The organism is Anaplasma centrale str. Israel (assembly GCF_000024505.1).
GTDB lineage: Bacteria > Pseudomonadota > Alphaproteobacteria > Rickettsiales > Anaplasmataceae > Anaplasma > Anaplasma centrale.
The window spans coordinates 48,237-61,666 of the sequence record NC_013532.1 but is presented as its reverse complement, the minus strand read 5'-3'; the positions used below and the strand labels follow the sequence as shown (position 1 = coordinate 61,666).

Sequence of the window (13,430 nt, the reverse complement as noted above, 5' to 3'; positions counted from 1 at the left end):
CACAGTGGGATTAGAATCCGAGTCTGATGCCCACCTCTACACCTGTGTGCTGCAACCCGAAGGATGCCAGTACTTTCTCTTTTGTCCTACCTAATGGACTTGCATCATCAACCGCACGATGGGCAGGGGTGTCTTTATAGTCTGTGCCCAGAACCTTGCCAAAGGTGCCTCCAATGAATGCTGTAAGGTTGCGTGCGATGTTGTAGTTTATACCAGCCTTAAGCCTGCAGGTAAGCTGTGGCTGGAATTGCCGGTCGGTCAGCCCAACAAAGCTGGCACCTAGCCCGGCACAAGCGTAAGGAGACATTTTCCAGTTAACCAGTAACCCCACCTGGGGAAAATCGTAGCACACACTCATGACGGTTGAAATCGCCCTCACGGCGCTCACTTCCACAATCTCCATGCCCTCTGTGCTTGTGGCGATCGCCCGGCCAATGACTCCCCTCTCGCCCGGTGAAAGCTCAACAACCGCTGCCACAGCTGCAGCGCGCTTATCCTGGGTAGGGGCAGCACCACCGCCGGCACCGCCTCCTCCGGCGGGCGCACCAGCACCATCAGCGCTGGTAGGACTCCCCTCTATAGATGTTATGAGCTGGCTCAACTTCCCTATAGCCTTGTCAGCAAACGCTCTGCTGCTCCGCACCGCGTCATGCTCTTTGATGTCCTCCAGGCGCTTCTTGATGGACTCCAAGACCGGTTTGGACAACTCCTTCTGTAACGCAACGCGAAAACCCTCAGGATCACGCGTTGCACTTGCGGATATCCTCTTGACTAGGGCAAAAGTCGCGCTCCCGTCGCTTAGCAGGGCGTACTTTTGCGACCGAAGATCGTACCGCTCATACCCGAACTCCATTTCGAGCCTCGTGCCGCGCACTACACAGCCTACCCCCCCCTGGAGGCCCAATAGACTGCTGTTCTCGAACCCTATAACCGGACTCTCCATGGACTCTCCTGCCCAGTCGTAGTTGGCGGAGGAGAGCTCAGCAGAACCCAACTTCCCGATATAGGGCAGTACCGCCACCGTTTCCTTCGCAGCATCCAGCCTCAATCCGCCTATTGTTCCTATCGTAGGCCCGTACCCGAGGCTTACGTAAAAATCCCCGCGATCATCCGCCCCGTGGGACTTTGTTGGAGCTAGATAACCGAACGCACACAGCAGCACAGCAGCCACACATACTACGGGCTTCATGACACACCCAATGACACAGACAACCAACGGGAGGCTAAACGCCACCCCCTGCACGACAGTGCTATACAACCGTTAAAAAGGTCTTAAGACAAGTTGCATCTTTGAGGAATCAGCAACTGTAATTAGTAAGAGGCCAAAAGTCCCAGACTGGCCAGTTAAGCGGCGTGCACCAGATGTGTAGTGCCAGTGTCCTGACAACTTCTGCACGAATTTTGCCGCCAACACAGCCAGCACCACCCTTACTTGCTCAGCACTGAATTCACTATCCCTTCCAGAATCATGCGCAGGGTTGCAGCAGTGCTTGTGTGCCGCAGAAGGCCGCCTTCAGCTATAGCTGCCTCGTCAGACCCGGGCATAACATCAACATACTTCTTGCCGAGCAAATCCGCATAAGTAACCGTTGCGGAGCTGTCAATCGGGAGGCTCAATCCTTTCTGTATGCACATCTTGACAACTGGTATATTATTTTGGTCCAAATGCAGCGCCGTCACCGACCCGACATTCACCCCAGATATCCTTACCTCGCTGCCTACCTTGAGCCCGTCAACGTCAGCAAAGTATGCGTGAATCGTGTAACATCCCTTGTAGAACTGCATTTCGTGTGACAACCTGTTGGTGACGTATACTCCCATCATAACCACTGCAGCAGAGACAAGAATGCCGACAACAACTTCCGTAATACTATACCGCGACATACCAACCACTCACTTACGAGACCCTATCACGGAAGGACATTGAGCAGCACATCCAGCCACGCGTCAACACGGGCCAGCAACCGCTCGGCTGGGTGCCAGATGCGTTCTAGGCTATGAGCGCGCACCCCGGGACCCCTTACTATGTGGCCCATGGTGTGGATGGTAGGCATCTGGAGTGCCAGTCAAGTTCGGGATGTGCTGCCTATTTCCCTTCGCAGGCGGGAGATCTTCACTCGTATAATGCAGCCACAAATGGAACCGTGCCGCCACAGTGGAAGGGTCTGCCTTCCCTCCATAGACAACCCACCTGCGTTCCCTGCCCCTGACCACGGCCGAATAATAACGGTTTCCGAAGCCATCAACATGCACGCACCGCTTGGTCAAAAAGCCAAATCCCAGAGGGAACAACAAGCCACCAGCCACAAAATTACCCCTTCCGCATTGCCTAATTATAAGGTCTGTGGTATGAAAAACAATCGCTAACTTGGGTTTTCGACGGTTGGCAAGGGTTTCTTAGGAAAAAGTTGAATTTTTATGAGATGTCCGTTTTGTAATAGCGTTAACACCAGCGTGAAAAACTCTAGACCTTCAGACTGCAAAATGTCTGTAAGGAGGCGTCGGTCTTGCGACAGTTGTAATTCCAGATTTACCACTGTGGAAGAGCTTCTGCTCAAACCAGTGAAGGTGCTAAAGAAGGATGGCAGTGTGGAGGCATTTGACAGGCAGAAGTTGCTAACGTCAATTATTTTGGCCACGAAGAAGCGTCCAGTTACTCGCGACCAGATCGATATGGTAGTCAGCAACATGTTCTACAAACTAGAGGCAATCAAGGGGAGCGTCGTCCCCAGCGGGGTCATAGGAGGCATGGTAATGGAGAGCCTGTTTGCGCTGGACAAAGTTTCATATATCAGGTTCGCTTCTGTGTATATGAACTTTAGCGATGTAAACGACTTTAGCGGCATAGTAGAGCGCGTGCAGGAGGTTGTCTAGTCGGGGTGAATGCTCCGGAGAATTCTCTTGAATTGGAGGTGCTCTTATGTTAGCCTGAGCGCTGATTTCGGGGGCATAGCTCAGTTGGTAGAGCATCTGTTTTGCACACAGAAGGTCAGCGGTTCGACCCCGCTTGCCTCCACGCGGGGCCGCTGTGACCTTGCTGCTCGTTACGTAAGCTCAAACATCTTGTGCAGAGCTTCGATGCTGCCAAAGCTGTATTCTCCCACGGTGACCTGCCCGTTCGGGTCCACACCCCCACTTATGACTGGAAAAGTGTGGCTCTGATGTCTGCACGCTTCTGTGGTGATGGAATTATACAGCTCCATTGCCTCCTCATACGTATACTCCCCAGAGCGATATTTTGCGTTCACATTCGCGTGAAACCGCACCATATTTTCATACTCAACATTGATCCACAGTGTGTGGTCGCCTCTGTGATCCCGGGCAGTAGATTCTTCTACAAAGACTAAGCGTTGGGTGTTGGGTCCCCACTGCTTAGCGTCAAATGCGGACATTCCGCGTGCTCCTGTGTCGGCATAGCCGCTCCCAGCGCTACCCTCTTCATCAGCATCATCGGTGGGTGTATGGGCATCAGGTCCGTGTTCACCCACCCGCGGCCCTGGCTCCAGTAACAGTGCGTCACGTTCTTGAATGGCCTGTAGCAGCGAGGGCTGGCCCATATGCCAATTTTCGGGGGAAAAACCCTGTGCGATATAACTGGCCTCGCGTTCGTCTGCATTCCTTACAACATGATACGTGGTACTATCTTTATCATCGTTACTACGTACCTCAAGGGAGAATACCTCGGGCACCACTGCAGCCAGCATTTGTGTGCGCCATAGACCCATCACTGCATCCGTGTGTACCCCGTACATGGTGCCTCCATCGCGCACTCGCACGCTGTATGTTGTCTTGTCAAAATATAATCCCTCACCTTCCGGCTGCTCGAGCGCTTCTGGCGTGTCACCAAGGACGAGCACATGTAGCCTCAGCGAGTCCGGGTCTTCTTTATTGTCTACAATGGTAAGTTTTAGCGTAGCCTGATCAAGGTTCCCCAGCCATGTTTTCCGCAACCACTGCATAACGCGTGGATCGTACGTGAATTCCAGATCAGTAGCGTCCTTGTCCAGGGTCCAAGCGACCTCACCTGCCCGCACTACCAGATATAGCGGATGTGCATCCGATGCACGCTGCAGCAAGGTGTTATGCACTGCACCTGTTTCATCATCCTGCAAATCCCAAACAAGTGCATTTGCCCGCGCGCTATCCACAACTGAGCGGTGAAGGAGTGTAACTTGGTTGCTGCCAACAATGAACACCATAAACCCGGTGCTCAGATGTGCAACAGGCGTGTTGTGGTAATCCTCGCTCAGGTGGTTCTCAGGTGTGGGCACTAGGACTACTGGTGCATGCCCGGAAGGCCCGGCATGGCCCATGTGCAGCGTGAAAGCAGGTTTTCCCTCGGTGCTTTCATATATTTCGTCCAATTCCCAATCTATGTTACTGTCTGGTATCACAACGGGTGCGTCAACGTTGCTGTACTCCCTGTCGAGGTCTTGGCCCTCAGCATCGCATAGCCGCAGGGCGTATTCGTCATCTTGCAACTGAACAACTTTTACGTACCTTGCATCAAGCACTTTGAAGAGAGACGGGCCCATGTAGGCTATTAGCTCTCCTTGTCTTGTGAAAGAATACGACACCTTTGGTGCAACGCGTGGGTCATCATCATACCGTGCGGCGACTCCGAATAGGAAGGGAGCTTGCTGCGCATCGCGATCAAGATATAGCCGAAGAGTCTCAACTACGCGCCCGTTGGGTTCGTCTACGTCGTGTGGGTGCATATCTTTGGTATCAGGTACCTTCTGGGTTGGCGAAAGGTCGTCTGTCCCGTGCTCCCCACCAACGCCGGCGTGGCGCACATTTCTGACTTTTGCAACAAACTCGTTGACGCTCCTACCCACAATTTCATTCATGTTGTGCGCAATCAGCGAAGATAAAAACTCACCTTGCGCATTTGTGCCATCACTTGCAAGCAGCGTCCCGGTTGGTGCTACTATGCGCTCGCGCCCACTGGGACCGACTACAAGTGAAACTTGCCGCGACAAAAATTCACTTAGGACATCGTGCTGCAAGTCCGGTACACTTTGTGTGGATTTTTTGCCGTGGCTGTCTGTATGTGCAATCTTGATTGGGGCGTTCAGAGGAAAGCCTATTCTACTGCCGTCTTCACGCGTGATAGGAATTTCTACTGTCTGTGACCCTATCCTAATGCCCATGCCTTGCAATCCTGCATCGTATTTATCCAGGGCAACAATCCTCACGGAGTAGCTATGGTCATCATGATAATTCGGGTCTGAAATGCGTCGCATGAATTGCTCCACTACCCAAGGGTCTTCAACCACCCGAGCTGCAGGCGTCGCGGTAAATTTTAGCGACGTACCGTCAACGCTTGCATACAGCGGCTTGCGCTCCAAAGACTGAGTCCTAGCCCATGCCATTTCACTAGAATATTGCTGGTCAGCGGGTGTGAGTGTAAGCTCAATATCCTGAATAGCGGGCCCTGCACTGCTCGCCGAGTGTTTATTGCTCAACGATAGAGTGCAGGCATACGACACTGGGTCAAATTCAAACAGTGCGTATTCCCCGCTCAAAAACATGGGGCGGTCTGAGAGGGTATCATACCCATTGTGTTTCACCAGAACACGTCCGGATTCTGACGCTTCAAGCTTGAAGTATGGTAAGTAGCCCTGGGTGTTGTACACATCTTCCAAGTCTACCGCAACTTCAATGCCGTTGGCACCGACCGCAATTATCTGCCCAGTGTTATACAGCGCGTCATTATCTTGAAGGAAGTTTGTGTAGTCTCCGAAAACGCGTGAAAAACCCGCTGCCGGAGCACCCTCTGTCATGCTTGTGGCGCTCTGTTCGGCAAAATCGTACTGTGTCAACGGCCGCCCTGTTGCATCGCAGAGAGCTAATTTATATTTCTCTTCTCTGTTTTCGAACACCTTAACCACTTTCAAAAACCTGTGTTCCGGTATCAAGGCGAAAGCGTATCCGCCTAGCTTGTTTATGTGAATTATCTCTCCGCCCTTAGATATGTATCCTGACCTGGGTAAGGCCGGGTTTTCAGCTCCAGATGCGTCTTTTTGCACACGCAACACAACCTGAAACGTCTCATAGCGCCGGCCTTTACCGTCTTCAATGCTTGCCCCTAACCCAAAGGGAAGCGAGAGCATCTCAGATCCATGTTCAGCATCATCTGTTGAAGTATCCCCAGTTTTATTGGTGGATACTTCACTTGGAGGGGTATGCTGCGTGCCAGTACTAGAGCGTTCCCCTCCATCCCTATTGGCGTCACCACCAGCTGTGTGTGGCGGCTGGAGATCATCTACTGGCGCTGGCTCAGGCGTCCTACTAATGGGTTCATCCTCATGGTGTGTTGCAGTGTCTACACCCTGCGGAAGTACCTTGAATAACGCATCGGCGGCATTGCGCACCACAACCTTATTTCCGTGCACAATCATGTGGGTTTGAAAGTGCGGGTTGTGGCTGGTCTTTTCTTCTGCAAACGAGATGGGCTCATGCAGTGCTTTGCGTATAACCTCCTGCCCAAGCATGCTATCTGCGCACAGTAGCGAGGGAGATCCCGCCTTTGGAATGTAGGCGAGCTCCAGCATATTTCTCGAAAAAAGCACATTACCATCATTTATCTCTAAGTAGTATACTTTTTCTCCCACAAGGGCGTACACTGGGTACAGCCCACCCAGGTCATTACGCGAATCTGTAATTGCCTGGCCCACTTGAAATTTCAGTGCTAGGGGCTGAGAAATCTCTGCCGGCTTCCCATTCAGTACCAAGGCAGCTTGAGTTAAAAAGTTCAAGTATTCTCCTGGAGAATCCACGAGTCGCGCATTGCCCGCACTCGGGTCCCGACCAGACACGTAGAAAAAGCCTTCTTGCCCTAGTACCAGCAACATATTTTGAGAAGCCAGAGCAGCGGCATCCGGGATAACCCCGGGGTTTGCTGGGGGTACTTCTACTGTGTTGTCATCGTAGTGAAACAGGTGGGTATAGTATGGATGGGCAGAGAAATCGAAATAGGCCAGACTCGAGGCGAGTTTACCTACAATTGCGTGCGCGTCCTCTGTAAATTTATGGCCAAGAACGGAGCTAACACCCGGGTGCCTGACTAATGCAATTGCCGGGCTGTGGCCTTGTGCGTCATACAGGTCTTTGAGCGATATTCCCTGTACATCACTGGTGACGAACTGTGGGTTTGCAATAATATCCGGCACCACGCCCCGATTTAGCAATGCTCGTAGGTCATCTGGCAGAGAGTTGCTACCCTGATAATAACGCGCTAAGTCCTGCGCGTCTGGTGTTTTGCCCGATTCGTTACAAAATGACAGCCTATATTGCGGCTGCCCGTTAATCTCGTGCGATACGACTTTTAGGTAACGATATTCCTCCGGAATAACTACTTTATGCCCCCAAATGTCACGAGCTATCAATTGTTCGTCTTGTCCAAAGCGGTAGCTGCGCGTTGGCAGTGCGTGCTCATCACCGTTATGAAGCTCGAGCACTACCGAGTGTTTTCGCATTCCTGTCTGCGCGTCGAACAGTATCTCTCTAGGAGCAATCGTACCTATTACACTCCATTTCTGTTCATTCTGCTGGTACGCTCTCGGGTCGTCACCAACGAATGCGGCATCTGGGTCGGAGCCCACCACACCTCCCGTGCTGACTTTGTGCTCTTCCACACCAGGCTGCGGAGTCTGTGGGCTATCTGTGGATGTGCTGCCTGTTCCATTCTTGGAATCTCCTGCATTTCCAGGCGCATTTTCCGTCGCAACTCTGGGGGGTGCTGCCTCATCAGGCTGTGGAGTTTGTGGGGTATCTGTGGGTGTGCTACCCGTCTCAGTTCTGGAATCCCCTGCACCGGCGGGGTATTCCGCACTGCGCGTCAATGCTTGCAGAGGATAGGCTCTGCCCGCAATAGGCTGCCCATTGACATTTATGTAAGGGAGTTCTCCGCTATCTGTTGCAGGGATGCGAAGCGCGAAGTTGTTTTTTATCAGCGCCTCAAATGCAAGTTTGGTGAGATCCTCCCTAAACTCTGGTACACCACTGCCATCAGTCTTTCCCGCGGCAATATGCTCGAGCGTGAAGTCGCGAAACAGCAGCAAGTCCCCGCCGTGTGTACGCGCAGGCAGCGGTATTTCAGCTCCCTGAACCGACACTGCAACATTGCTCAGTATACCTGGCAGATTCTCAAACTCATGCTGCACCTCCTCTGGAGACAACAGCGTATCGCCCACAGTTATCCGCAGTGCGTACCTTCCTCCAAGAATATCAAATGCGGGTTCATCTGTTTCTCCATCATCTGGCAGAAGATTCGCTTGCTGTAAGAGTCTCCTAGCCTGCTGGTCATTCCGGACCATTATGGCACCTTCCGTGTTCCTTGATATGCTGAACGCCCTGCCTTCCACCACAAGATATAATGGGTGTTCAAGCAATGCCGACTTTACCGCGCTTATGGTTTCCTGCTGATACTTTGCGGGCTCTATCCGTACATATGCAGGGTATTGCAGTGCCGGCGAAAAGTACGAGAAGGTTACGGAGCCGCTGCCATGGTCCAGCATTAGCGACGCGTACTCGCTGTTCAGCGCGCCCACTGTAGTTTCTGGAGTCATCGCAGGCAATGGTTCAAACGGTTTCAGGGGAAACATGTGCGCTGCAGATACGTCTTCACCAAGACGGCCAAGCGCGAATGAGGGTTGGTTCCCGTCTGGTTGCACCAAGTCCTTTAAATCTTGTGAAGCGACGTATTCTATGTTATCGAGCGCGCTGTTATCAGCGGCAAGTCTTTCCATACTGGTGACTGTAGGAGTATTTGCACGTTCCAGGGCACTTAAAATACGTGACGTGTCACGCACGTCCTTACCTTCTAGGGGATTGAAATCCTTAACAGTGAGCAATTTTCCGTTCCGATCACAAAAACGCAGCACGTGCTTGCCCGCATCTTGAACCACTTTTAAAAATTGGTACTTGGGCGGAATCGACAGCGCGTAGCCGTGATTTTCGTATATTATGTTGTGCGTACCCAAGTAATAATACCGTGATGTAGGGAACAAGACCGGGTGTTCATCGTCTATTGCAGCCACAGAGTACAACTCTGACCCATTTTTGGAGGATATGAGCCTCCCAGGTATTATGCGAATGTCCTGATCTGTATCTCGTTGCCCGATAATTGTCATGCTATCCTCAATAAGGGTAAGAACCAAAAGCCGGGAATTGATAGGGAATTCACATTAAAAATGAGTGAAGCGCGATTGTGACCCATCTGCCAGGAGCCTCTAGCGAAGGGGGCCTTTAAATCGGTCTCTGCCACGCCAAAACACCACATATAGTAGCCTAGCCATGCTGGCGCGGGGAAAACCGCTACAGTACGCACATTGCATAGGTTAAGAAATTATTTTCTATTGACTCTTCTAAAAAATTGTGCTCTACTCCCCCTCTTTTTTATTCTTAGGGGTTTTTATGAGAACGTCAGAGCGATGCCCTTTGAGGGGCTCCCCCCAGCCTCCGCAGACCGTTAGAACGTGTAACCCGGCCTGCCCCGTCGCTGCTGCGGGCGGTAAAGCGGTTTCGTCGTTTGCTGAAGTAGAGAGGGGTTTTCACAATAAGTTCAATGTACAGTCTGAACTTCTGGAGCAGTTGCAGCTCAAGCTTGCCGTACACAGTACGGACCCGCTTGCAGATGCAACGAAGCAATATGTAGATCGCACACTCAAGACTACGCTTGAGGTGTTCCATGCAAACTTCGCGTTGGAGCCGCATAATACTCCGCAAGAGCTTAATATATATGTATTTGAGCATAAGCGGGAATTTGATGCTGCACTAAGGAGCTTAGGCATCCATAGGAACATAGGTGGCATAGCATGGCCCTCTGACAATAGGATTTACGTATACAAGGAAGGGAAAAATAGGGTTGCGAACTTACCTCACGAACTAAGCCACCTTCTGTTTGACTACGCTATTTCCAGTCGCTACGGATCCCACATCGGGGTGGACATCCTAAACGAGGGTGTGGGTGAGTATATACAGCACATTGTAGAACACGGCCACGGGGTAGACTTAGACCTTATGAGAAGGGCAGATCGTGTATTGCAGATGTTTAAGGATGATCCTCAACTGAGCAGTACAAAAAATCTGGACGGCATCATGGCCATCATCGATGAGCACACAACGCAAGCCGAGCCAGAAAAGCAAGACTATAGGTACACAACTTTAAAGTACGATTTAGGCGCAACACTCATTCACTATCTGCAAACGCATAACCCTTATGCGTTGCGGGAAAGCTTCAGGAATTCTGCAACCGCACCTTACAATCCGCATGGTGAGTACACTGATCAACTGGTATCCGCAATGGTAACTATAGATCCGTTCAACCTCTTGATGCACTTACCAACCGGGTTTGAAAAGTGGCTGAACGAGAATGCCACAGAGCAATTTGCAAACCGACACAATGCATTGTTTGTGCGCAGACATTCGCTAATTGGGTTTGAAGACAAGATAATTGACGGCGAAGTCAAGCAGGTCAAGGTTTTTGATGCGCACCTTGAAAACAGCCGAGGAGGGATGGTAACAACCCTTTCCCCGGTTGGGCACATTGGAGTACACGATACGATATGCGCAATCAACCCATATTCTGGGGACGCACTTAACATACAGTATGACTACCACTTTTTGAAGCCTGTGATCGTGGAGGGGGTGCGTAAATATACATATTGTAATGCGCAAGGTGAAGATTATCTGCTGGGTAAGTATTACAAAAATGTCAGCAATATCTCTAGAATTATGACCAAGTATGACCGTGAGACTGCTGAGATACGCGAGGCCGTTGTTAGGGCGGAGAAGGCATATGACCAATACGTGCAGGCGCAGGATGCGCATTCAGAACACGCTCTGCGTGAGGCCATAGAGCATGCATCCGTCATGCTAGACAGGGGGCTAAACAGCATTCCTGACAGCATACCCCACATGGACTTTGTGACAATTGCTGGTACAGAGTACGAAAACCGGGGTATCAAGTTGGATGTGCGAACAAAAATGCTGGGGGCGGCATATGCAGAATATGTTACCAAGCATGCGTACGCACTCGCGGCGGGCTACGTAAATTCGGCAGAGTCGTTGATGATTAGCAAAGCTCTACGGCACCTTGTGTACATTGATCCTATAAGGATGAGGAGCGCTGACCCGTCCACGCTTAAGGAACTATGGCAATATCCAAGCGGTACTGTTTTATCTCTGGAAGCAACCGGTAAAGGAGATGTGAGCGGTGTATCTGTGTTCCTGCCAGGGGGCAAAAAGGTAGCTGAGCTGCCGAGTGATAGCGAGGCTTTTGTTGTGTACGAAGACATGCACTCAGGATTCAGAAACTTTATTACAGGTGACGGGCTCAAATCTGTATACACCACGTACTCTGAAGCTCCAGTTGCGGTGGTAACGTTGGATGAGCATGGCAACAAGGTTTCCCAATTTGTGCGCGGTACAGTAGCGTCTGATGGGGAGTCGAGTGTTGTGGTTAGCTTGAATAAATTCTTGGATCCTAAAATCCTAGCACTCAGCGGGGATGATAAGCTTACGGTGTCTCAAGGGGTTAAGATAGAACCTGCTGTTGACGCTTCAGAAGCTAGTTCCGGCACAGTGGCGAGGAAAGGCACTGCTGTTGATGATAGAGGTACAGACAGAACAAGCGATGATACGTACGATGCTACTGTGTACTCAAACAACGAGATGATCGTACAGCGACTATCCCGTCTCCAGTTTTACATGCGTGAAGAGCGTAGGGGTGAGAACGGTGATATCATCGACAACCCTGCATTTTTCATCAGGGATGTGGCTGCAAGTAGGGTGCTGCAGTTTCCTGACAGTATAACACACCTCAAACTTGTAAGGACAGAAAATGGCACCACTAGGCTTGTTCCCTGCACGAAAGATGGGGACACAAACCCGCCCGGCATGCCGTACAACACAAAGGGTTATACGTACATTGACCCAATTTTCGCGTATCAAAGAATCGAAGCGGACTGGATTGCTAAGCACGCAAAGTTGGATCTCATAGATTTCACAAGATACGCCGATGGCACATTGTTCAAGTTGCGGTGGAATGTGGATGATCCGCAGCTACCCAGGAATGCACAAGGCGAAATAATCCGGGTACATGACCAGTCGCACTTTGCCAGAGCTGAGCTCGTTTACGAGCCAGAAAACGTAAAGATTGGTGAGCTTTCCAGTGCTCCCAGCTTCTTCCAAGGAGATATCTTCCTTGCATTTGACCCTAACTACAGCCACAGTGACTTCGTTTCCTCTTTGCATGAACAGGAAGTCGAACTACAAAATGGTGGCAATGGCACGCAACGCGTATCATTGACTGGCAAGGGAGACCTGGGCACCGACAGCGGGTTTAGCGACTACTACTCTTTCATGCAACGCCAACAGGGTGACAGCCCGGAATTGGTGCAAGAAATACACAGACGTGCTGGAATAGTGGAAGATGCCTCAGCAGATCAAGCTGCAATAAATGCTGCGCAAATGTCAAAAGTCGATGCAAGCCAGCACGATTTGCAACAACTGCGTGGTGCGATGTTGTACTTGCTGGCCAGTGATAGGGTTGTGAACGGCCAAAAGGTGCACGAGCATGATTTTTTCATTGCTAACATAAATGAGGGGAGTTACTTCCAGTTGCCACGGGCAATTACACACCTGAAAGTGGTGACCCACAATGGACAAAAGCACCTAGTTCCTTCTACTGCAGATGGGTTGGAAAACCCCAAGGGCATGCCTCAAGATTTGGGTGAGCATAGATACATCAGCTCTGTTCTTGTGCATGAGAACGCGGTAACCGACCACACGCCGAGAATTCCCGTGACCAATGTGCTTCTGACTGACTTGAATAAGTACGAAGATGGCACTCTGCTGGAGATTCGTGACAGCGGAAACATATCTTACGCCGGCATAGGTGCAACTGGAGATGGCTACTCCGAAACTGTACACTTGTTTGATAAGCACGGAAGCGAGGTAGGGGTGCTATCCAAACATCCACACCTGCTGGTTGGCAAAGTTGCGTTAGGCATCAGAGGGGAACCTACCGGGGCAGTCGACCACGGCGTGCATGGCACTGCAGAGTCTGGTGTGGTAAGTACACGTAGCGCTCATGATGACGCATTAGACGACTTCCTGAGGGCTAGGCACGACAGCATGCGCGCGGATGGTAGCAACGTTGTGAAAGTACAGCGCACCACACGCAGTCAGGATGATGTCGAGATGGAGAGTAGCATGTTATCAAGCTCCACATTCCCCCACACAGATCCACACATAGCCAATGTGGGAGTGCGCGGTGGTACGCCCCATCGGGATCACACCGACGATGCACTTATTGACAGTGTGGCGTGGAACACACACTGCAACGGGGGCACTCAGTGTCACATACACGAGCATAACCTACTGCCGCTATAGTAGGCACGCATACTTCCCCGGGGGCGCAA

General features: G+C 51.2%; 6 protein-coding genes and 1 tRNA gene. 3 read left to right on the top strand and 4 right to left on the bottom strand.

What is annotated here, in order from left to right:
- Positions 1-10: 10 nt before the first annotated feature.
- From ACIS_RS00280 to ACIS_RS00270, 3 genes are all read right to left on the bottom strand, one after another.
- Entirely contained in the window at positions 11-1,189 is a 1,179-nt protein-coding gene (locus ACIS_RS00280; RefSeq protein WP_049756277.1) for a P44/Msp2 family outer membrane protein, read from the bottom strand.
- 239 nt (positions 1,190-1,428) lie between these two features.
- On the bottom strand, positions 1,429-1,884 hold the full coding sequence (gene mlaD / locus ACIS_RS00275) for an outer membrane lipid asymmetry maintenance protein MlaD (RefSeq protein WP_041651321.1): 456 nt from the start codon (positions 1,882-1,884) through the stop codon (positions 1,429-1,431).
- 111 nt (positions 1,885-1,995) lie between these two features.
- Positions 1,996-2,253: an NADH-ubiquinone oxidoreductase subunit NDUFA12 family protein gene (locus ACIS_RS00270; RefSeq protein ID WP_274376780.1), complete on the bottom strand. Its 258-nt coding sequence runs from the start codon at positions 2,251-2,253 to the stop codon at positions 1,996-1,998.
- A gap of 165 nt (positions 2,254-2,418) precedes the next feature.
- Here ACIS_RS00270 and nrdR point away from each other — a divergent pair, with 165 nt between their 5' ends.
- Together nrdR and ACIS_RS00260 are read left to right on the top strand one after the other, a co-directional pair.
- On the top strand, positions 2,419-2,874 hold the full coding sequence (gene nrdR, locus ACIS_RS00265) for a transcriptional regulator NrdR (protein WP_012880261.1): 456 nt from the start codon (positions 2,419-2,421) through the stop codon (positions 2,872-2,874).
- A 69-nt stretch (positions 2,875-2,943) separates the two neighbouring features.
- Positions 2,944-3,016 (top strand) — tRNA-Ala (locus ACIS_RS00260).
- Between the two features lie 28 nt (positions 3,017-3,044).
- Here the strand turns inward: ACIS_RS00260 and ACIS_RS00255 are convergent.
- Positions 3,045-9,137 (bottom strand): hypothetical protein, encoded by a 6,093-nt coding sequence (locus ACIS_RS00255; protein WP_187286249.1) that lies wholly within the window; start codon positions 9,135-9,137, stop codon positions 3,045-3,047.
- Positions 9,138-9,420: 283 nt separating this feature from the next.
- Here ACIS_RS00255 and ACIS_RS00250 point away from each other — a divergent pair, with 283 nt between their 5' ends.
- Positions 9,421-13,401: a hypothetical protein gene (locus ACIS_RS00250; protein WP_041651082.1), complete on the top strand. Its 3,981-nt coding sequence runs from the start codon at positions 9,421-9,423 to the stop codon at positions 13,399-13,401.
- Positions 13,402-13,430: the final 29 nt, after the last annotated feature.

Coding starts and splice junctions, on each gene's coding strand:
- ACIS_RS00280 (WP_049756277.1), bottom strand. CDS start 1,189: ATGAAGCCCGTAGTATGTGTGGCTGCTGTGCTGCTGTGTGCGTTCGGT.
- mlaD (WP_041651321.1), bottom strand. CDS start 1,884: ATGTCGCGGTATAGTATTACGGAAGTTGTTGTCGGCATTCTTGTCTCT.
- nrdR (WP_012880261.1), top strand. CDS start 2,419: ATGAGATGTCCGTTTTGTAATAGCGTTAACACCAGCGTGAAAAACTCT.
- ACIS_RS00255 (WP_187286249.1), bottom strand. CDS start 9,137: ATGACAATTATCGGGCAACGAGATACAGATCAGGACATTCGCATAATA.
- ACIS_RS00250 (WP_041651082.1), top strand. CDS start 9,421: ATGAGAACGTCAGAGCGATGCCCTTTGAGGGGCTCCCCCCAGCCTCCG.